The following is a 20,081-nucleotide window of genomic DNA, read 5'->3' as shown; positions in this document are numbered from 1 at the left end:
AACATTAGTGCATGCACCTGTTTGTATAATGGTCAGGAGGATAGCTTTTTATGATAAAAGAAGACATACAAAAAGGGATGAAGCAAGGGATGCCGATCATGCTTGGCTATTTTCCGATTGCTCTAACATTTGGGGTCGTCAGTCAACAGGCGGGGTTAAGTTTGGTTGAATTAACCAGTATGAGTATTTTGGTGTATGCTGGTGCTGCTCAGTTTATGGCTGTTAACTTGCTAATGGTATCGGCAGGTTTATTGGAAATAACGATTGCAACATTCGTCCTTAATTTTCGCCATTTCGTCATGAGTCTATCCTTCGTACACAAACTGGAACATATCAATGTTCGGTGGAAGACTGCATTGACATCTCTTTTAACGGATGAATCATTTGCGCTTGCTTCAATGGATTCTAAAAAAGAGAAAAAGAGTCATTATTATTATTTAGGATTGTTTAGTGTTGCGTATTTATCTTGGATTATGGGTTCGTTTTTAGGTGGTGTGATGGGTGATATTTTTCCTGAACGACTATCCGTTAGTTTAGGCATTGCACTTTATGCGATGTTCATTGCATTATTAATTCCTTCGATACAGAAAAATCGACGCCATGGTTGGATTGCGCTTATAGCGATGGCGATTAATTATACTTTATCATTCTATGTTGATAGCGGTTGGTCGATTGTCCTATCGACTATCTTTGCTAGTGGAATTGGAACGATGTTTATTAGGAGGGAAGCATGATGCGTGTTTTCATTATAATAGTAGCAATGAGTGTTGTGACCATGCTTCCGCGTTTGTTACCAGTGTGGATTGTTGATAAATGGCGCTTCCCTGAATGGATAGGACGATTTTTAGAAGCGGTACCCTATGCTGCATTAGGTGCGCTAATTTTTCCAGGTATTATAACGGTGGTTGAAAATCGCCCGGAAATGGGTCTGATTGGAGGTTTCGTAGCTGTCTTCCTCGCTTTAAAAAGTCGCTATACAATTGTTGTGATTTTAGGAGCTGTTCTCGTTGTGTACTGGCTCATTTGGATCAACAGTTGCAGGCTCGACATGGATGTGAGCGTGCGGAATATTGTATTGAACATTTAATATGAGCTCAATTCGATCGGTGATTTCATGTCCTTTTTGAACAGTAATCGTGGGATCGACTAAAATAATAATATCTAAAAATGTTTGATTACCGTGGCGTCTTCCTTTGATGTCACGGACTTTTATAACATCCGGATCTTTTTCAATAAAGTCCCGGATCGTACTAACAGATTCTTCATCATACCCGTCAGTCAAAGTATGGCTCGCGTTTTTAAAAATTTCCCAAGCCGTATACACGATGACAAAGCCGACAAAAATTCCTGCAATCGGATCAAGCCAATACCAGCCGAATTGCGCCCCTAATATACCGACAAATGCACCTAGACTCACTAATGCATCTGATTTATTATCTTGAGCAGCCGCGTATAGTGAGCTACTATTAATTTTTTTAGATAATTTCAAGTTAAATACGTAAATGAGAAGCATAAACAAAGCAGATCCTAGAGCGGTATACGCAGCTAACATTGAGATCGTCCCAGTGTCTGTTGTGAACAGTCGCTGAAATGAATTTAATATGACTTGAAATCCGACCGTAACCATAATAAATGAGGCGATGAGTGAAGCAATCAATTCTGCTCTAAAATGACCGTAATGATGATCATCATCTGGTGGTTTTCGTGAAATTCTTAATCCAACGAGAACAGCTACTGCTGCTACAACATCAGTCGCATTGTTGAGGCCATCTGCCTGTAAAGCTTGGGAATTTGTTATATGTGCAGTTAATAATTTAACAATGGCTAATAATAGGTAAGCAAAAATACTTACCCAAGCCCCTCTTTCTCCTTTTTTTAGTTGATCGTAACGGCTCATCATGTTTTCATCCTACTTTCGTTTCGTTATCAAGGTATAAGTCTACCATGTCCATATTCAGTGAGTCTAGAGAAAAAAGGTGTCCTAAACGCACCATCACTGACACGATTCAATTAAGTTTCGTGTGCGCAACTTCCTTTTAATTTTTCCCAAAATGAATGAAAAAATCATAAAAGATTGTTTACATAGCATATGGTAGGGTATATATAACTAACAATTTACAAGTAATCCAATTTTAATTGGTTAAAAAGGGGCTGGGTTTCATGAGAAAACAAAAAACGCATTATCGATTAAGACGTCTATCGAACGGTTTTACGAATTATATGGTAGCAAAACGTGATTTGTCGTTTGAAATCAAGCTGACTGCTCAATTGATGTTGGATGAACTTGTAGCCGATTACAATAAAGCACAGTTTGATCAACGAATTGATGAATCAATTGCAGCGAATAATCGAGAACAGTTTGAGGAAATAAGCAAAGAAAATCATCACTATACGTGGGAATACTAATAATGAGCACTTTAACCCAAACTAAGCATCATCCAAACGCTTTGTTTGGGTTATTTTTACGGTTGTTTTCAGCCTGCAATATGGTATAGTTGGGGGCAACAATGTTATGAGGTGATTCACCATGAAGGTTTTATGGATCGGTTTGATTGCTTTGATTAGTTTGATCGGTTGTGAGGTGCTTGAAGAAACCGATATAACGAGAGAGGCTGATTTTATGGAAGAAAAAAGAGGCACTGTTTTCCATGAAAAAACACCACTATCTTTATCAAGTGATGAAGATGTCGATAAAAATGTAGCCGAATATGATGAGGAAAATGAATTATATGTGGTTAGTAATCCTGATGAAGTGGATGTTTATGTGAATAAAAAACGTCGATTACCTGAAGGATATGAACCAGATGATCTAGTCGCCCCGGATGTTGAACATCTTTCGCCAGAAGGGGATAATCGACGGTTACTTAGAGAAGAAGCAGCAGACGCTTTGGAAGATTTGTTTTCAGAGGCGCTTGATGCAGGTCATAATTTAATTGCTGTATCAGGTTACCGATCTGAAGACAGACAAAGAACCTTATACAATAGCTATGTGGAGCAGCATGGACAAGAAGAAGCAGATCGGTTCTCAGCTAGACCGGGAACAAGTGAACACCAGACGGGACTCGCGATGGATATTAGTGCAGCGTCAGTTTCATTTGGTTTAGAGGAGGCTTTTTCTGGTACAAATGAAGGTGAATGGGTTAAGGATAATGCCCATCATTTTGGGTATGTTATCCGTTATCCAGAGGGTAAAACAGATATTACGGGCTATGTCTATGAACCTTGGCACTTACGTTATGTAGGAGAAGAGCTAGCCACACATCTTTACACGGAATCGTTAACCTTAGAAGAATATTTTGGTTATCACTATTAAATAGTGAATTAAGATTAAACGAATGATCTAATTATTTTAGATTATTCGTTTTTTTACGTTCATCTCTAATTTTTTGAATTCATGATTATGCTATACTAGTTAGAAATACAAACCTAGGAGGAAATGAAGTGGATAAACGAATCGAACGTGACACAATGGGGGAAGTAAAAGTTGAAGAAGACAAGTTATGGGGCGCCCAAACGCAAAGAAGTGTTGAAAATTTTCCGATCGGTAATGAAAAGATGCCTAAGCCATTGATTGAATCGTTTATTTTACTAAAAAGAAGTGCGGCCGTTGCTAATTATAAACTTAATCAATTGTCTAGAGAAAAGAAAGAAGCGATTTTACAGGCTTGTGATGAGCTTTTAAATCAACCTGATTTACTGAAGCACTTTCCCCTTTCGGTTTGGCAAACGGGTAGTGGCACTCAAACAAATATGAATACAAATGAAGTGTTAACACGCTTAGGCAATCAATACTTAAAAGAAGGCCAATTACATCCCAACGATGATTTAAACAAATCTCAAAGTTCTAATGATACCTTTCCAACGGCTATGCATATGGCGAGTGTACGCGTGATTGAAAATGATCTAATGCCAGCTTTGCAGGTGATTAAGCAGACATTATTAGAAAAGATGAGAAGTTACCAAGAGGTTGTAAAAATTGGTCGCACGCATTTACAAGATGCAACACCATTAACATTAGCACAAGAGATAAGTGCGTGGGTACATATGATTGAAAAAGTTGAGAGCATGTTAGCTAATGATTTACTTTATTTACGTGAAGTACCTATTGGTGGAACAGCTGTCGGAACGGGTATTAATGCACCAGATGACTTTGATCGGGTGATAACAGCTGAGCTAACTGATCAATTAGGAACAGAATTTATTCCAACTCCAAATAAGTTTCACGGTTTAACAAGTCACGATCAAATTGTACGCGCTCATGGCACATTAAAGGCCTTAGCGGGCGATTTAATGAAAATGGCTAATGATATTCGTTATTTATCAAGTGGCCCTAGGGCAGGTTATGGAGAAATGTCGATTCCAGCTAACGAGCCTGGTAGTTCTGTTATGCCTGGAAAAGTGAATCCAACCCAAGCAGAAGCACTGACAATGATTTCCGTTCAGGTGATGGGGAATGATACAGCGATTGGTGTAGCAGCAAGCCAAGGGCAATTCCAACTTAATGTTTATAAGCCGGTTATTATCCATAACTTCTTGCAGTCTGTTCGCTTATTGACTGACGGGATTCATTCATTTAATGAAAGGTGTTTAATGGGATTAGCGCCTGTGGAGTCAAAAATACAAGAAAATTTAGAGCGATCACTCATGTTAGTAACGGCATTAAATCCTTATATTGGTTATGAGAATGCCGCAAAAATTGCTAAAAAAGCTTATGAAGATAACCTTTCACTAAAACAAGCGGCTGTGAAATTGGAATTGGTATCGGAAGAACAATTTGATCAGTGGGTGAACCCGCAAAATATGATCTAGCTCAAAAGAATGACAGAAAAAGACACCCATCATTGGGTGTCTTTTTCTGTATATATAAAGGGGGGTATACCTTATTTAATACGTTGCTCTGAATCAACATCGAAGAAGTGACACTTGTTCATATCGAATGCTAATCTTAGTGTTTCGCCACCACTTACATCTGTACGTGAATCAACACGTGCGATGAATTCTTGGTCCGCTAAACGAGAATATAGGTACGATTCAGAACCCATAAGCTCAGCAACTTCAATTTGCGCGTCAATGGTAGAACCAGGGTTTGCATCAACGAATACTGGCTCATCGTGAATATCTTCAGGACGTACACCGAGTACAACTTCTTTACCGATGTAGTTTTGCTCACGAAGTACTTTCATTTTACCTTCAGGTACATCAATTGTACCGTTGTCATCTAATTGGAACCCATCTTCAGTTAACTTACCGCTAAAGAAGTTCATTGCAGGTGATCCAATGAAACCACCAACGAATATGTTGTTAGGCTTGTCATATACTTCTTTAGGTGCACCAACTTGTTGAATAACACCATCTTTTAGAACGACTAAACGTGTAGCCATTGTCATCGCTTCTGTTTGGTCGTGTGTAACGTAAATTGTTGTTGTTTGTAGGCGTTGGTGAAGTTTTTGAATTTCAGCACGCATCTGAACACGTAATTTTGCATCTAAGTTTGATAATGGCTCATCCATTAAGAATACTTTAGCATCACGTACAATCGCACGACCTAGCGCAACACGCTGACGCTGACCACCTGATAATGCTTTTGGTTTACGATCTAAGTATGCTTCAAGACCAAGAATTTTCGCAGCGTTTTGAACACGCTTTTCAATTTCGTCTTTTTTGAACTTACGTAGTTTTAAACCAAATGCCATGTTGTCATAAACGTTCATGTGTGGATAAAGTGCGTAGTTCTGGAATACCATCGCGATATCACGGTCTTTAGGTGCAACGTCGTTCATCATTTTATCATCAATATAAAATTCACCAGCAGTGATCTCTTCAAGACCCGCAATCATACGTAGTGTTGTTGATTTACCGCAACCAGATGGCCCAACAAATACAACAAATTCTTTATCTCCGATTTCAAGGTTGAAGTCATCAACCGCTTTTACGCCATCTTTTTCATATACCTTGTCAATTCCTTTTAATGTTAACTCAGCCATAATTAAAATCCTCCTTGAAATGTGTAAGCGTTTTATTTCATGTCCTTACTATACATAATATTTTAAATTGGGTAAATGGCAATAGTGCACAAAAGTACGTCAGCTTTTTGTGCACGTTAACAAAAGCGCTTACAAAAAGGGGGAGAAAAGAAAAAACGAATGATTAAAAAATAAATAATCCTCCATAGAAACAAAGTGAATCTAATCATCACCTGAAATAAACTCACTTTCCGCGGGCATGGCCTCAGCTAAATTGGATCTTCGGTTTCATGCTTTCCCGCAGGAGTTTCGTTCATTTCAGGTTGCTATGAGCTATGTAATAAATAGCCAGACAAAAAATAGAAAAATACTTTTTTGGATATACCATTGGTTTATTTATTTTTTTCCTAAGTTAGCTGAAGTCGATCCCGTGGCAAGCGAGTCGTCAATCACCACGCGATTTTTATAAAAGCAAAGTGCCCGATTGTATCTTACCTCAACATATATTTTAGAGCCTATTTTTTATGTTTGTGCCATAGACTATCTAATCAAGCTGGTGTTTCATTATAAGAATAAGATAAACAGATAGAGCACCTTCGAATTGTTTAACATCGATTTCTGTGCGTTCAATAAATTTATCAATTCTGTATTGTAAGCTATTCCGGTGCATAAACATCTCTTTTGCCGTTAGACTAATATTCGAATTGGATTCAATGAATAATTGAATCGTTCGTAGTAATTCTTCGTCTTCAAGTGTGTCTTTTAAAATGGCTTCAACTAAAAATTGACGATCTGATGAATCGTGTAAATGCGTCAATAAATAAGGGACAGCAGAAACATACGTAATAACAGGCTTTGTACTCATGTTTTGTAATTTGTTGAAGTTGTCGCGCATCCAATAATAATAGCGCTGTGCTTTATTTAAATCATTAAAAGTCGGTCCGATGAAAAATTTAACATCAATGAAAAAGTCACTCGTAAACACCTCAACCATTTCATAAAATGAAATAGCCTCTTCATCATCTAACACGCCTTCTTGAATAATAATTCCAGATTGCTGGTCAGTAAAAATGATTGGTGGTGTTTGTAAGTACATGCCTTTAATTGCTTCTCTAAAATCAGTTGGATCTTCTATAGCCTCCGATAAAGAAAAGAAAATGAATTGGTAATGTTCATTATTAAGATTATTAGGGCTGTCTTGACTAAATAATAATTTAAACCATTCTTTTTCTTTTTTAGTGATCGGGGGATGAGCGTCCTGATAAGGTGTTAGTAATAATGAAAGAAGATCGAGATCGTTGTCTTTTAAATCTTGTTCATCGATCCCAACAATTTCATGTGACGTTGTATGGAACCATTTATAGTTTGTATGAGGGTCTGGATCTGTTTCGTCACTTTTAATTAAACTCGGGTAGATTTTTTTAAGTTCTTTTAACATGATTAATTTATCCTCGCTTTACTTTCGGTTGCTCCTATTATAACAAAAACAAATACGAATGAAGAAAAGGAAAGAAAATTTAATAAAATAGCTGTTTTGATTTGGCGAACGCTATGAAGTTTGTTATAGTTGATGAGTAAACTTACCGGTCAGATTTTGGCCATTATAATTTAGGAGGATTTAATTTTATGTCAGCAATTCAAGAAAGTGCGCAGGCACTAGAGCAAGCAATTCGTAACAGTGAAGAATTCAACGGGTTAAAAGACGCGTATGATACGGTAATGAATGATGAAATCGCAAAGAAAATGTTTGATGATTTCCGTAATACTCAACTAGAACTTCAACAAAAACAAATGCAAGGTGAAGAAATCACTGAAGAAGAAGTAGAAAAAGCACGAAAAGTGGTTGAAACTGTTCAACAACATGAGCAAATTTCTAAACTTATGGAAGAAGAACAACGTGTTAACGATCTTATTAATGAAATTAGCCGCACGATTACTAAGCCATTAGAAGAACTTTACGGTTCACAAGAAGGTTAATATGAAAAAATCCACTATCTCAGTTGAGATAGTGGATTTTTTTGAGTCATTCTTAAAAATTATTTTTTTTCCATCACGCGATCGATTAGACCATATTCTTTTGCAGCAGTTGCTGACATGAAGTTATCACGGTCAGTATCGCGTTCAATCACTTCGATTGGTTGACCTGTACGTTCAGCCAAGATCGTGTTGAGTTTTTCGCGCATTTGCATAATGCGTTTTGCATGGATTTGGATATCTGATGCTTGACCTTGTGTACCACCTAGTGGTTGGTGAATCATCACTTCACTATTTGGTAAGGCGTAACGTTTACCTTCAGCACCAGCAGCTAAAAGGAATGCTCCCATTGATGCGGCCATACCGACACAAATCGTCGATACATCTGGTTTGATAAATTGCATGGTATCGTAGATCGCCATACCAGCTGTGATTGAGCCACCTGGTGAATTGATATAGATTGAAATATCTTTATCTGGACTCTCTGCTTCTAAGAATAGCAGTTGAGATACAATACTATTAGCTACATTATCGTCAATACCGCTACCTAACATAATGATTCGATCTTTGAGTAAACGTGAATAAATATCATAAGCACGTTCCCCGCGATTGGTTTGTTCAATAACTGTAGGAATTAAATTCATACTTAACATCCTCCTTATAATCAGCGAATTAAATATTAGCTCATCACTTATAGTAACGAAATGGTCAATGAAGGTCAAATGAAACGAAAGAGAATGAGTCGATGATTACATCTTCCCCGCTCTTACAATCTGTTAAACCTCTTACTTCATTATAACAGACACATTTAATGTTATGTTATGAAAATGAATTAGTAATTGAAAATAAACCAAACATCATTTATAATAAATTTTGTCTGTTAACGAATATACGCCTGTAGCTCAGGGGATAGAGCGTCGGTTTCCGGTGCCGTGTGTCGGGGGTTCGAATCCCTCCAGGCGTGCTAAAAAACAAGTCACTTCAATGTTTTATTGAAGTGACTTGTTTTTTATTGTGATCTAGACATTCTCATGTTTTTGATGCGTGAATAAATATTCATCTTTTCTAAAACACCAAACCAGACAATGGAAATGGAAATAGCAGCGATCACATCCGTTAAATAATGGGCATCTAAGTATAGACGACTTAAGCCAACAATAACTATTGGAACCGTTGCTAGACTCATTAATACGCCTTTAGAAAAGGCCTGGACTTGGAAGTGTTTGATTACATAAATCAAGAATAGGCAGAGAATCGTGATTCGCATTGTATGACCACTTGGGAAACTGTAGGATGCTAATTCAAATTCAATATTAAAAAATGAAATCAGCCTCTCAGTACCCGGTCGTTGGCGTTGGAAGATCACTTTTAATAAGTAATTCAGTATGATACCACCAACTGAAATAACAAAGAAAAAGAAAGCCCACGCTTTATATCGCTTATACATTAAATAAAGTATGATAAAAGCTGAAGCAGTAAAAATAAATTCAACTGATCCTAGCCAAGATAAACGTTGGATCCCAGAAACAATTGTGATTTCCTGACTTAAATCAGTTAATGCACTCCCCAAGTTATCAATTAAATTGGTTTCCGTTAGTGTCGAAGCTAGTGACGTGTATAGGAATAATAGAAATGTAAGTATAATTGTAAATTTAGACATACGTTAATCCTCTCAAGACAAAATATATAGCTCATCTTAACACGGTGTTAAAAAATATGCTAGATTCATTCTATTCGTGTTGACAGACGGGTTTCATCTGTTTTATGATGAGTTTGAACATATTGATTCCTCGTTAGGTGAGGCTCCTGTGTAGGAGATATGCTGCTGCCCAAAAACGTCCAAAGACGCCAATGGGTCAACAGAAACTATCGACTTAAGGTAGTTTTTAATGTAGCTGGTTTATCCTATGCCGCACAGTGCTAAAGCTCTACGAATGGAGGCGGTTGTTGTATTTAAGATGCCCTTAAATAGACACACTCACCTGCATTTGGAGCGGTGAGTTTTTTTAATGTCAAAATCAAGGGTATTAAAATGTTCGATTTTAATCATAAAAAGGGGGGATACGGCATGGGAAGTTGCCCGGATCCAGATTCGAGTTTTAGGAATAAATTAGTTCAAGAGCCCATTCGTATCCCGAGTGCAGCGGCTCTTTCATAAAAGGAGGAGTAGTGATGGTTAAATTAGATGAAGTAAACCAAACAGATTATGCAACAGATGTATTGCATGCTCTAAAAGAACAGAACAAAGATAAGTTTAGAAATTTGTTTTTGGATCTACATCCACAAAACCAAGTTGATATCTTTGTTCAATTAAATAGACAGTTAAGAGATCAGTTATACAATATGATCGGTGGTGAAGAATTTGCCTCTGTTTTTGAAGGGTTAGAACTAGAAAAACAAAAGCAAGTAATATCAGAATTAAGTGATAAGTACGTTGCTCATATTTTTAATACAATCCCTACAGATGAAGTAGCAGACTTTTTAGCTGAGCTTGAAACCGTTCATGCAAATAAGATTTTAAATTCTATGAATAAAGATCGTTCAATGATTGTTCGTGAATTGTTAAGCTACCCAATAGAGACTGCTGGGGGGATCATGGCGAAGGAATTCGTCACGATTAAAACAACAGATAAAGTGAGTGATGTCATTGATAACTTACGGTTTACAGCCCCAGACGCAGAAACAATCTACTATTTATATGTATTAGACCCAAAAGGCAAGTTAAGCGGTGTTCTTTCACTACGTGATTTAATTATAGCACCGGCGTTTGAAACAGTTGGAAACATCATGGGAACAGATATTGTGACGGTTACAACAGATATGGACCAGGAAGATGTTGCAAAGTTAATGAAGAGATACGACTTTTTAGCGGTCCCTGTTGTAACAAAAGAAGGATTACTAACAGGTATTGTTACAGTTGATGACGTGATTGATGTCATGGATGAAGAAGTAAGTGAAGACTTTGACGAGTTCATCGCTGCAAAAGGTGGTATGGACGTTAATATTAGTTCAATTGAAGCCGCTAAAAAAAGAGCGCCATGGATTGTAATGTTAATTTTCTTTGGTTTCATTACAGGTGGTGTCATTGGCCAGTTTGAGGAATCGTTAGAGCAAGTTGTTGTACTAGCTGCTTTTATTCCGTTGATTATGGACTCAGCGGGTAATGCAGGGACACAATCACTAGCTGTTGTTGTTCGTGCAATTGCGACAGATTCACTTGAGAAAAAGGGACTGCTTCATGCAGTTCGGCGTGAATTTGGTACAGGTTTAACTTTGGGATTAATTACAGGTATAGTTTTATTAATCGTAGTTCCTATTGTATATGGAAGCTTTTCTTTAGCGTTAATCGTTGCAAGTTCACTTTTTATTACGTTAAGTATCTCAACAATTACCGGTGCTGTGGTTCCTGTTTTAATTAACAAATCAAAATTAGACCCTGCGATTGCATCAGGTCCATTTATTACAACCTTTAATGATATTGTAGGTTTGATCGTGTACTTTACAATTGCGACAACCTTTATTCATTATCTATAAGCAATAAAAGAGGCATTCCGATTGGGATGTCTTTTTATTTATTTCCATTTTCAAAAAAATGTCTTATAATAGCTGAAGTACAATGGAAAAATGAGGTGGAAGAAATGAAATATGTTTATTGGGGTTTGATTTCAATCATAGTCGCGTGGGAACTTCATGCGTTAAAAGATATTTTTAATTATTCAGTGGGACTACAATTAACCTTAAATATAGTGTTAGTTATCTACTTTGGCTATTTACTTGATATACCGTATTCACGATTTCTAACGATTCTGTATAACAAGAAATCACAATAAATATCAGTATATGATACATACTTATCCTAAATTTCGGGTAAGGTAGAATAGGTCTTATTCTAGTTAAGGAGTGTTTGTATGGTTGTTAGTAGTTCAAAAACAAGAAAAGTTGTTATTGTCGGAGCAGGTTTTGTTGGTTCAAGTTATGCTTATGCTTTATTAAACCAAGGGACGGTCCATCAATTAGTTCTAGTGGATTTAGATAAAGAACGTGCAGAGGGTGAAGCGAGAGATTTGAATCATGGGATGCCATTTGCATCACAAATGAAGATCCGTGCTGGAGATTATAACGAATGTAGGAACGCTGATTTGGTTGTGATCACAGCAGGAGCCAACCAAAAACCAGGCGAGACGCGATTGGATTTAGCATCTAAAAATGCAAATATTATGAAGGGTATTGTCGAAAACATTATGGAGACAGGTTTTGACGGTATTTTACTCGTTGCGACAAATCCCGTTGATGTTTTAACGCAAGTTGCCTATGATGTGTCTGGGTTACCAAAAGAACGCGTAATCGGATCCGGTACAATCCTTGATACAGCAAGGTTCAAATATCTTTTAAGTGACTATTTCGAGGTGGATTCGCGTAACGTTCATGCCTATATTGTAGGGGAACATGGTGACACTGAATTGCCGATTTGGAGCCACGTTCAAATTGGTGGGTTGCCACTTAATGTTTATGGACAAATTGAAAATTATCACGAAGATCTAGATATGCAAAATATCTTTGAAAATGTCCGTGATGCAGCATATCACATTATCGAACGAAAAGGTGCCACATACTATGGTATTGGCTTAGGACTAGCTCGTTTAACAAAAGCGATCCTTTATAATGAAAACTCTATTTTAACCGTATCGACCGCCTTTAATGGTGAGTACGGATTAAATGATGTGTTTTTAGGTATCCCTGCTGTTGTTAATGAACAAGGTGTTCGGGAGATCTTAAGATTAAACTTATCTGAGAGTGAACAAGAAAAGCTTGAACATTCAGCGCAAGTTTTAAAAGATATGTATGCAGGGATTTCCTATTCGTGATCCCAAAGAGTGACCCCTTTATTGGAATAAGGGGTTACTTTTTTAAATAATAAAAACTTGAGTAAAACGACAGGTTCTGCTAAAATGAAATTTGTTCGAAGTTTTTATCGTTTGTGGGACAAAATATACAATACCGGGATAAAAAATATCCCTATTGTACAGAGAGAGGTTTTTTATGCGCACACTAATTGATCTGCAAAAGTTAGTTTGCCCAGAAGCGTTAGATCTAATGCAAAAGCGTCACCAAATCCTACATACGATACATTTATTAGAACCGATTGGTCGACGTAATTTAGCCAACCAAGTGGCATTAAAAGAACGTGTCATTCGAACAGAGCTCGATTTTCTAACTGAAAGACATTTGTTAGAAGTGACAACGAAAGGTGTTCGATTAACACGTGCTGGTATTGATGCACTTAATCATTTAAAAGATTATGTTGAAGAAATAAATGGTTTCCGTGTATTAGAAACAGAAATTAAACAGACATTAAACTTGGATCGTGTTATAATTACTCCAGGGGATAGTGATGTACAAGAATGGGTTAAATATGATTTAGGTCGTCGAGCAGTACAAAGTTTACATGATGAGTTAACATCTCATGAAACGGTTGCCTTAACAGGTGGGACAACGATGGCAGCAGTTGCTGAAATGATGCAACCTACAAGTTCTGCTATCAGGCCACTATTTGTCCCAGCAAGAGGTGGACTAGGTGAACGCATGGAGAACCAAGCGAACACGATCGCTGCTGAAATGGCTAAACGGATCAATGGTGATTACCGCATGTTGTATGTTCCCGATCCCTTGAGTGAAGAGACGTATCATTCGATCATTCGTGAGCCTGGCGTGAAAGAAGTCTTACATATGATTAAACAGGCAGATGTTGTCATGCATGGTATTGGTGATGCATTAACGATGGCGAACCGTAGAAAAGCTTCTAAAGATGTTTTAGAAGAACTAAATACGGGAAGAGCAGTCAGTGAGGCTTTTGGCTATTATTTTGATCAATCTGGTCAAGTTGTGCACAAAGTCCGAACAGTAGGTATTCAATTAGAAGACTTGTCTACAATAAAAACGGTCATAGCTGTAGCAGGAGGTAAATCCAAGGCGAAAGCAATTGACTCGTATCTTAGACAAGGAAAAAGCAATGTCCTCATAACAGATGAGGCTGCTGCCAAAGCTTTAATAAAGGGTTTTTCCCTTTAAATAAATTAAGACAATCTAAGGAGGAAATAAGAATGACAGTAAAAGTAGGTATTAATGGTTTTGGACGTATTGGACGTCTAGCGTTACGTCGTATTTTAGAAGCAGATACAGATTTAGAAGTAGTAGGTATCAATGATTTAACAGGTATCGAAGACTTAGCTTATCTGTTAAAGTATGATACAGCACAAGGTCGTTTCCCGTATGATGTTGAAGCGAAAAGTGACGCACTTGTTGTAAATGGTAAAGAAATCAAAGCATATGCAGAAAAAGATGCTAACAACTTACCATGGGGCGACTTAGGTGTCGACATCGTATTAGAATGTACTGGTTTCTATGTAACAAGAGACGCATCACAAGCACACATTAATGCTGGTGCAAAACGTGTTGTTATTTCAGCTCCTGCTAAAGATGCTGATATCAAGACAATCGTATTTGGTGTTAACCATGATACATTAAATAGCGATGATACAATCATCTCAGCAGCTTCTTGTACAACAAACTGCCTAGCACCAATGGTTAACGTATTAAATAGCGAATTTGGTATGAACCGTGGTCTAATGAGCACAATCCACGCTTATACATCAACTCAAGCTATGCAAGATGCTCCAGGTGGACGTAAAAACCGTGCGGGTGCGCAAAACGCAATCCCAGCTTCTACAGGTGCTGCTAAAGCAGTTGGTAAAGTTATCCCAGAAGTTAACGGTAAAATTGACGGTACAGCAGTTCGTATCCCAACAATTACAGGGTCAATGACTGAACTTTATACTGTATTAAACAAAGACGTTACAGCTGAAGAAGTAAACGAAGCAATGAAGAAATATGCTACAGATGCATTCCTATATAACGAAGATGAAATTGTATCTTCTGACATTATTGGTGTTCCTGCTGGTTCAATCTTTGATGCTTCTCAAACAAAAGTAATCGAAGGTGAAGAAGGTCAACTTGTTAAAACTGTTTCTTGGTATGATAACGAGTATGGCTTCACTGGAAACATGGTAAGAACTCTAGATTATTTCGCTAAACTATAATAGAGAAATGTAAAGCGGGAAGCCATCGCGCTTCCCGTTTTCTATTTTAATAATTCGATTAGATGGAGGATTTCTAAATGGCTAAAAAAGTTGTAACTGATTTAGATGTGGCAGGCAAAAAAGTTCTTGTTCGTGCAGACTTTAACGTGCCAATGAAAGACGAAACGATCACAAATGATGACAGAATTGTTCAAGCATTACCAACGATTAAACATTTGGTTGAGAACAATGCAAAAGTCATTTTATTTTCTCACTTAGGCCGTGTGAAAGAAGAGGCTGATAAAGAAGGTAAATCATTAAAACCAGTATCACAACGATTAGGTGAATTACTAGGTCAAGATGTTACCTTTGTAGGTGAAACACGCGGTGAAAAATTAGAAAACGCGATTAGCGAATTGGCTGATGGCGGTGTTTTAATGTTTGAAAACACACGTTTTGAAGACATTGATGGTAAAAAAGAAAGCAAAAACGATCCTGAGCTCGGTAAATACTGGGCTAGTCTAGGTGACTTGTTCGTCAATGACGCATTTGGTACAGCGCACCGTTCGCACGCATCAAACGTAGGTGTTGCTTCTCATCTTGAATCAGCTGCTGGTTTCTTAATGGAAAAAGAAATTAAGTTTATTGGTGAGTCAGTTGACCAACCAATCCGTCCATTTGTCGCTATTTTAGGTGGCGCGAAAGTAAGCGATAAGATCGGTGTGATTGAAAACTTACTAACTAAAGCAGATAAGATTTTAATCGGTGGTGGAATGGCTTATACATTCTATAAAGCCAAAGGTTATGACATCGGATCATCATTGCTCGAAGAAGATAAATTAGAACTCGCTAAAGATTTACTTGACCGTGCAGATGGTAAAATTATTTTACCAAATGATACGATGGTAAACACAGGATTCTCTGAAGAGGGCGATGTAAAAGCTGTTGATGCAGATGTAATTCCAGATGGTTACATGGGTCTTGACATTGGTCCTAAGACGGTAGAACAGTTCGAAAAAGAAATCGAAGGTGCCAAAACAGTTGTATGGAATGGCCCTATGGGTGTATTTGAAATGGAAGCATTCGCACAAGGGACAATCGGTGTATGTAAATCGATTGCTAGCTTAAATGATGCAAGAACAATCATCGGTGGTGGAGATTCTGCTGCTGCAGCTATGAAACTTGGCTTTGCAGATGACTTCTCTCATATCTCAACTGGTGGTGGCGCATCATTAGAATATCTAGAAGGTAAAGAACTGCCAGGACTAGCTGCTATTAGTGATAAGTAAGGTAGCTAGAATACAGCACTGAAAGGGAAGAGATTATGCGTAAACCAATTATTGCAGGAAACTGGAAAATGAATAAAGTATTAGACGAAGCGAAGAGCTTTGTAGCAGATGCGAAATCAAACGTACCTGCTGAAGCGAAAGTCGATTCAATTGTATGTGCACCATTTCCTTATTTACATGCATTAGTCGAGGAAACAAAAGGCACTGACTTAGCGGTTGCAGCTCAAAATATGCACTTTGAAGATAGCGGTGCATTCACAGGCGAAGTAAGCCCAGTTATGCTTAAAGATTTAGGTGTTGAGTATGTTGTACTCGGTCACTCTGAGCGTCGTGAACTTTTCGCTGAAACTGATGAAACAGTTAACAAAAAAGCTCATGCAGCTTTCAATCATGACATAACGCCAATCATTTGTGTCGGTGAAACGTTAGAACAACGTGAAGCGAACCAAACGATGGATCTTGTTAGTGACCAAGTAGAAAAAGCATTAGCAGGCCTAACAGAAGAGCAAGTAAAACAAACTGTCATTGCATATGAGCCGATTTGGGCGATTGGTACTGGTAAGACTGCAACTTCTGACCAAGCGAATGAAGTATGTACACAAGTTCGTAAAACAGTTGAAAAAGTTGTCTCATCAGATGCAGCAGAAGCTGTTCGTATTCAGTATGGTGGCAGTGTAAAACCAGCGAATATTGATGAATTATTAGCTAAATCAGATATCGATGGCGCTCTAGTTGGTGGTGCAAGTCTAGAAGCTGATTCATTCTTGAAATTAGTGGAGGCTGGTGCTAAATGAGTCAAGACCGCTTATCAGCACTCATCATTCTAGACGGATATGCTATGCGTGATGAAGAGATGGGTAACGCTGTTAAACAAGCAAATACCCCTAACTTCGATCGTTACTGGAATCAGTACCCACATAGTGAATTAACTGCTTCAGGTGAAGCAGTTGGCCTACCTGAAGGTCAAATGGGGAACTCAGAGGTTGGTCATTTAAATATTGGTGCCGGTCGTATTGTCTATCAGAGTTTAACGCGTGTTAATTTATCAATTCGAGAAGGCGACTTCTTTGAAAATGAAAAGCTTGTTCAAGCTGTTGACCATGCTTTAAATAATGGTAAAGCACTACACGTATTCGGTTTATTATCAGATGGGGGCGTCCATAGCCATATTGAACATTTGTATGCTGTTCTTCAATTAGCAAAAGATAAAGGACTAACAGATGTTTACGTACATGGCTTTTTAGATGGACGTGACGTTGGTCAAAAATCAGCGAAACAGTATATAGAAGCTGCACAAGCTAAAATGAAAGAAATCGGTGTTGGCGAATTTGCAACAATCTCAGGTCGTTATTATGCGATGGATCGTGACAAGCGTTGGGATCGTGTTCAAAAAGCATATGATGCAATTGCATATGGTAAAGGCCCAACATCTAAAGACCCGTTAGCCGTTGTAGATGCAGCTTATGCAGAAGATGTATATGATGAGTTTGTTATTCCAACTGTCATTGTTGATGAAGACGAAAAGCCTGTTGGTACGGTAGAATCAGAAGATGCGATCATCTTCCACAATTTCCGTCCAGACCGTGCGATTCAAATCTCACAAACATTTGCAAATAACGATTTCTCTGAGTTTAATCGCGGCGAAGTTGCACCTAAAGACATCTTTTTCGTTTGCTTAATGAAGTATAGTGACACGGTATCAGGTCACATTGCTTTCCCACCGGCTGAACTTAAAAATACAATCGGTGAAGTATTAGAAAAAGAAGGTTTAAATCAAGTACGAATTGCAGAGACTGAGAAGTATCCGCACGTCACGTTCTTTATGAGCGGTGGTCGTGAACAGGAATATGAAGGCGAGAAACGTATTTTAATTGATTCGCCTAAGGTCGCAACGTACGATTTAAAACCAGAAATGAGCGCATATGAAGTAACAGATGCGCTACTAAAAGAAATTGATGAAGGGGATCCAAATGCGATTATTTTAAACTTCGCTAACCCTGACATGGTTGGACACTCTGGAATGTTAGAACCAACGATTAAAGCTGTTGAAGCAGTGGATGAATGCCTCGGTAAAGTTGTCGACAAAATTATCGAAAAAGGTGGAAATGCGATTATTACCGCTGATCACGGTAATTCTGATGAAGTTATTTCAACTGATGGTAAACCTATGACTGCTCATACGACAAATCCAGTTCCAGTCATTGTAACAAAAGAAGGAATTGAACTACGTGATGGTGGAATCCTAGGTGACTTAGCTCCAACCCTTCTTGATTTATTAGATGTTAATCAACCTGAAGATATGACAGGAAAATCATTAATTAAATAAACTTTAAAATAAAAGGAGACGATAAATATGCCATATATTACAGACGTATACGCACGCGAAGTGATTGACTCTCGCGGTAACCCAACAGTTGAGGTAGAAATTTATACAGAATCAGGAGCTTTCGGTCGCGCTTTAGTACCAAGTGGTGCTTCTACAGGTGAACACGAAGCAGTAGAACTACGTGATGGTGACAAAGGTCGTTACTTAGGAAAAGGCGTTCTTAAAGCAGTTGAGAACGTAAACGAAGTTATTGCACCAGAATTATTAGGCTTTGACGTAACTCGTCAAGTTGTGATTGATAAATTATTAATCGAATTAGACGGTACACACAACAAAGGTAAATTAGGTGCTAACGCTATCTTAGGTGTATCAATGGCTGTTGCACACGCAGCAAGCGATCATTTAGGTATGCCACTATACACTTACCTAGGTGGATTCAATGCGACAACACTTCCAACACCAATGATGAACATCTTAAACGGTGGTGAGCATGCTGATAACAACGTTGATATTCAAGAATTCATGATCATGCCTGTAGGTGCTAAGACATTTAAAGAAGCTCTACGTATGGGTGCTGAAATCTTCCATAACCTTAAGAAAGTTCTTTCTTCTAAAGGTTACAACACTGCAGTAGGTGATGAAGGTGGTTTCGCTCCTAACTTGAAATCAAATGAAGAAGCTCTTGCAACAATTATCGAAGCAATTGAAGCTGCTGGTTATAAGCCAGAAGAAGAAGTTCAACTTGCGATGGACGTTGCTGCTTCTGAAATTTATGAAGATGGCAAGTATAATCTTAAAGGTGAAGGCGTTGTTCGTAGCGCAGCTGAAATGGTTGATTGGTATGAGGAAATGGTTTCTAAATACCCAATCGTATCAATTGAAGATGGTCTAGACGAAAATGACTGGGAAGGTTTCAAACTTCTTACAGATCGCCTAGGTGACAAAGTACAATTAGTAGGTGACGATCTATTCGTTACAAACACAGAAAAACTTGCACGTGGTATTGAAGAAGGAATCGGTAACTCAATTCTTGTAAAAGTGAACCAAATCGGTACACTTACTGAAACATTTGAAGCAATTGAAATGGCTAAGCGTGCTAACTACACTGCTGTTATTTCACACCGTTCTGGTGAGACTGAAGATGCAACAATTGCTGATATCGCTGTTGCAACAAATGCTGGTCAAATCAAAACAGGTGCTCCTTCACGTACAGACCGTGTTGCTAAATACAACCAATTGTTACGTATTGAAGATGAGCTTGTTGAAACATCAAAATATGCTGCAAAAACAGCATTCTATAACTTAAACAAATAATTAAATATTTGTTTAGAGCCAGTCACAATTAAGTGACTGGCTTTTTCTGGCTCTAAAATATATGTTGGGGTAAAGATACAATTCAACATGTTGCTTTTATAATAAAGTGATGTGTGATCGACTACTCGCTTGCCGCGGG

The 20,081-nt window shown here is 38.0% G+C and carries 20 protein-coding genes, 1 tRNA gene and 1 riboswitch; of the genes, 16 read left to right on the top strand and 5 right to left on the bottom strand.

Annotated features, from left to right (window positions below):
- Positions 1-50 precede the first annotated feature (50 nt).
- Positions 51-734 (top strand): AzlC family ABC transporter permease, encoded by a 684-nt coding sequence (locus tag BLR62_RS11930; protein ID WP_090797274.1) that lies wholly within the window; start codon positions 51-53, stop codon positions 732-734.
- Positions 731-1,087 carry an AzlD domain-containing protein gene (locus BLR62_RS11925; RefSeq protein WP_342706552.1) on the top strand — a complete coding sequence of 119 codons (357 nt, stop codon included), beginning with the start codon at positions 731-733 and terminating at the stop codon, positions 1,085-1,087. The genes BLR62_RS11930 and BLR62_RS11925 overlap by 4 nt, the downstream gene beginning before the upstream one ends.
- On the opposite strand, the gene BLR62_RS11920 is transcribed toward BLR62_RS11925, so the two are convergent.
- A complete protein-coding gene (locus tag BLR62_RS11920) occupies positions 992-1,897 on the bottom strand; it encodes a cation diffusion facilitator family transporter (protein WP_090797270.1) in 906 nt (301 codons plus the stop codon). The two genes, BLR62_RS11925 and BLR62_RS11920, sit on opposite strands and share 96 nt — an antisense overlap.
- Positions 1,898-2,160: 263 nt before the next feature.
- On the opposite strand from BLR62_RS11920, the gene BLR62_RS11915 reads away from it, so the two are divergent.
- The 3 genes from BLR62_RS11915 to fumC all read left to right on the top strand — a co-directional run bounded on the left by BLR62_RS11915 (position 2,161) and on the right by fumC (position 4,809).
- Positions 2,161-2,406 (top strand): IDEAL domain-containing protein, encoded by a 246-nt coding sequence (locus tag BLR62_RS11915; RefSeq protein WP_090797268.1) that lies wholly within the window; start codon positions 2,161-2,163, stop codon positions 2,404-2,406.
- A gap of 121 nt (positions 2,407-2,527) precedes the next feature.
- A complete protein-coding gene (locus tag BLR62_RS11910; protein WP_090797266.1) occupies positions 2,528-3,313 on the top strand; it encodes a M15 family metallopeptidase in 786 nt (261 codons plus the stop codon).
- 128 nt (positions 3,314-3,441) lie between these two features.
- Positions 3,442-4,809 (top strand): class II fumarate hydratase, encoded by a 1,368-nt coding sequence (gene fumC, locus BLR62_RS11905; RefSeq protein ID WP_090797263.1) that lies wholly within the window; start codon positions 3,442-3,444, stop codon positions 4,807-4,809.
- A 71-nt stretch (positions 4,810-4,880) separates the two neighbouring features.
- On the opposite strand, the gene BLR62_RS11900 is transcribed toward fumC, so the two are convergent.
- Both BLR62_RS11900 and BLR62_RS11895 read right to left on the bottom strand, forming a co-directional pair.
- On the bottom strand, positions 4,881-5,984 hold the full coding sequence (locus BLR62_RS11900; protein WP_090797262.1) for an ABC transporter ATP-binding protein: 1,104 nt from the start codon (positions 5,982-5,984) through the stop codon (positions 4,881-4,883).
- A gap of 523 nt (positions 5,985-6,507) precedes the next feature.
- Entirely contained in the window at positions 6,508-7,401 is an 894-nt protein-coding gene (locus tag BLR62_RS11895; RefSeq protein ID WP_090797259.1) for a PucR family transcriptional regulator, read from the bottom strand.
- A gap of 188 nt (positions 7,402-7,589) precedes the next feature.
- On the opposite strand from BLR62_RS11895, the gene BLR62_RS11890 reads away from it, so the two are divergent.
- Positions 7,590-7,940, top strand: coding sequence for a YlbF/YmcA family competence regulator (locus BLR62_RS11890; RefSeq protein WP_090797257.1), 351 nt, complete (start codon positions 7,590-7,592; stop codon positions 7,938-7,940).
- 59 nt (positions 7,941-7,999) lie between these two features.
- On the opposite strand, the gene clpP is transcribed toward BLR62_RS11890, so the two are convergent.
- Positions 8,000-8,581, bottom strand: a complete 582-nt coding sequence (clpP, locus tag BLR62_RS11885; protein ID WP_090797254.1) for an ATP-dependent Clp endopeptidase proteolytic subunit ClpP — start codon at positions 8,579-8,581, stop codon at positions 8,000-8,002.
- A 247-nt stretch (positions 8,582-8,828) separates the two neighbouring features.
- Here clpP and BLR62_RS11880 point away from each other — a divergent pair.
- Positions 8,829-8,901: transfer RNA gene (locus tag BLR62_RS11880), tRNA-Arg, on the top strand.
- Positions 8,902-8,946: 45 nt separating this feature from the next.
- Here the strand turns inward: BLR62_RS11880 and BLR62_RS11875 are convergent.
- A complete protein-coding gene (locus BLR62_RS11875) occupies positions 8,947-9,597 on the bottom strand; it encodes a phosphatase PAP2 family protein (RefSeq protein ID WP_090797251.1) in 651 nt (216 codons plus the stop codon).
- Positions 9,598-9,719: 122 nt separating this feature from the next.
- Positions 9,720-9,883, top strand: a riboswitch (M-box (ykoK) riboswitch).
- 226 nt (positions 9,884-10,109) lie between these two features.
- On the opposite strand from BLR62_RS11875, the gene mgtE reads away from it, so the two are divergent.
- The 9 genes from mgtE to eno all read left to right on the top strand — a co-directional run bounded on the left by mgtE (position 10,110) and on the right by eno (position 19,942).
- Positions 10,110-11,471, top strand: coding sequence for a magnesium transporter (mgtE, locus tag BLR62_RS11870; protein ID WP_090797249.1), 1,362 nt, complete (start codon positions 10,110-10,112; stop codon positions 11,469-11,471).
- Positions 11,472-11,575: 104 nt separating this feature from the next.
- Positions 11,576-11,767 (top strand): hypothetical protein, encoded by a 192-nt coding sequence (locus BLR62_RS11865; protein ID WP_143008378.1) that lies wholly within the window; start codon positions 11,576-11,578, stop codon positions 11,765-11,767.
- 78 nt (positions 11,768-11,845) lie between these two features.
- Positions 11,846-12,802: an L-lactate dehydrogenase gene (locus tag BLR62_RS11860; protein ID WP_090797244.1), complete on the top strand. Its 957-nt coding sequence runs from the start codon at positions 11,846-11,848 to the stop codon at positions 12,800-12,802.
- 175 nt (positions 12,803-12,977) lie between these two features.
- Complete coding sequence (locus tag BLR62_RS11855; protein WP_090797242.1) at positions 12,978-14,006, top strand: sugar-binding transcriptional regulator; 1,029 nt, start codon at positions 12,978-12,980, stop codon at positions 14,004-14,006.
- A 32-nt stretch (positions 14,007-14,038) separates the two neighbouring features.
- The gene (gap, locus tag BLR62_RS11850; RefSeq protein ID WP_090797240.1) at positions 14,039-15,034 is read left to right on the top strand and encodes a type I glyceraldehyde-3-phosphate dehydrogenase; all 996 of its coding nucleotides are present in this window, start codon (positions 14,039-14,041) and stop codon (positions 15,032-15,034) included.
- A 77-nt stretch (positions 15,035-15,111) separates the two neighbouring features.
- Entirely contained in the window at positions 15,112-16,302 is a 1,191-nt protein-coding gene (locus BLR62_RS11845) for a phosphoglycerate kinase (protein WP_090797237.1), read from the top strand.
- Between the two features lie 35 nt (positions 16,303-16,337).
- Positions 16,338-17,096, top strand: a complete 759-nt coding sequence (gene tpiA, locus BLR62_RS11840; protein WP_090797236.1) for a triose-phosphate isomerase — start codon at positions 16,338-16,340, stop codon at positions 17,094-17,096.
- Positions 17,093-18,628, top strand: a complete 1,536-nt coding sequence (gene gpmI / locus BLR62_RS11835) for a 2,3-bisphosphoglycerate-independent phosphoglycerate mutase (RefSeq protein ID WP_090797233.1) — start codon at positions 17,093-17,095, stop codon at positions 18,626-18,628. Before tpiA ends, gpmI begins: the two co-directional genes overlap by 4 nt.
- A gap of 27 nt (positions 18,629-18,655) precedes the next feature.
- Positions 18,656-19,942: a phosphopyruvate hydratase gene (gene eno, locus BLR62_RS11830; RefSeq protein ID WP_090797231.1), complete on the top strand. Its 1,287-nt coding sequence runs from the start codon at positions 18,656-18,658 to the stop codon at positions 19,940-19,942.
- Positions 19,943-20,081: the final 139 nt, after the last annotated feature.

The sequence above is a fragment of the Pelagirhabdus alkalitolerans genome (assembly GCF_900096905.1).
GTDB lineage: Bacteria > Bacillota > Bacilli > Bacillales > Amphibacillaceae > Pelagirhabdus > Pelagirhabdus alkalitolerans.
The sequence above is the reverse complement of the archived record's forward strand: the minus strand, read 5'-3'. Positions and strand labels throughout refer to the sequence as shown.

Coding starts and splice junctions, on each gene's coding strand:
- BLR62_RS11930 (WP_090797274.1), top strand. CDS start 51: ATGATAAAAGAAGACATACAAAAAGGGATGAAGCAAGGGATGCCGATC.
- BLR62_RS11925 (WP_342706552.1), top strand. CDS start 731: ATGATGCGTGTTTTCATTATAATAGTAGCAATGAGTGTTGTGACCATG.
- BLR62_RS11920 (WP_090797270.1), bottom strand. CDS start 1,897: ATGAGCCGTTACGATCAACTAAAAAAAGGAGAAAGAGGGGCTTGGGTA.
- BLR62_RS11915 (WP_090797268.1), top strand. CDS start 2,161: ATGAGAAAACAAAAAACGCATTATCGATTAAGACGTCTATCGAACGGT.
- BLR62_RS11910 (WP_090797266.1), top strand. CDS start 2,528: ATGAAGGTTTTATGGATCGGTTTGATTGCTTTGATTAGTTTGATCGGT.
- BLR62_RS11900 (WP_090797262.1), bottom strand. CDS start 5,984: ATGGCTGAGTTAACATTAAAAGGAATTGACAAGGTATATGAAAAAGAT.
- BLR62_RS11895 (WP_090797259.1), bottom strand. CDS start 7,401: ATGTTAAAAGAACTTAAAAAAATCTACCCGAGTTTAATTAAAAGTGAC.
- BLR62_RS11890 (WP_090797257.1), top strand. CDS start 7,590: ATGTCAGCAATTCAAGAAAGTGCGCAGGCACTAGAGCAAGCAATTCGT.
- clpP (WP_090797254.1), bottom strand. CDS start 8,581: ATGAATTTAATTCCTACAGTTATTGAACAAACCAATCGCGGGGAACGT.
- BLR62_RS11875 (WP_090797251.1), bottom strand. CDS start 9,597: ATGTCTAAATTTACAATTATACTTACATTTCTATTATTCCTATACACG.
- mgtE (WP_090797249.1), top strand. CDS start 10,110: ATGGTTAAATTAGATGAAGTAAACCAAACAGATTATGCAACAGATGTA.
- BLR62_RS11865 (WP_143008378.1), top strand. CDS start 11,576: ATGAAATATGTTTATTGGGGTTTGATTTCAATCATAGTCGCGTGGGAA.
- BLR62_RS11860 (WP_090797244.1), top strand. CDS start 11,846: ATGGTTGTTAGTAGTTCAAAAACAAGAAAAGTTGTTATTGTCGGAGCA.
- BLR62_RS11855 (WP_090797242.1), top strand. CDS start 12,978: ATGCGCACACTAATTGATCTGCAAAAGTTAGTTTGCCCAGAAGCGTTA.
- gap (WP_090797240.1), top strand. CDS start 14,039: ATGACAGTAAAAGTAGGTATTAATGGTTTTGGACGTATTGGACGTCTA.
- BLR62_RS11845 (WP_090797237.1), top strand. CDS start 15,112: ATGGCTAAAAAAGTTGTAACTGATTTAGATGTGGCAGGCAAAAAAGTT.
- tpiA (WP_090797236.1), top strand. CDS start 16,338: ATGCGTAAACCAATTATTGCAGGAAACTGGAAAATGAATAAAGTATTA.
- gpmI (WP_090797233.1), top strand. CDS start 17,093: ATGAGTCAAGACCGCTTATCAGCACTCATCATTCTAGACGGATATGCT.
- eno (WP_090797231.1), top strand. CDS start 18,656: ATGCCATATATTACAGACGTATACGCACGCGAAGTGATTGACTCTCGC.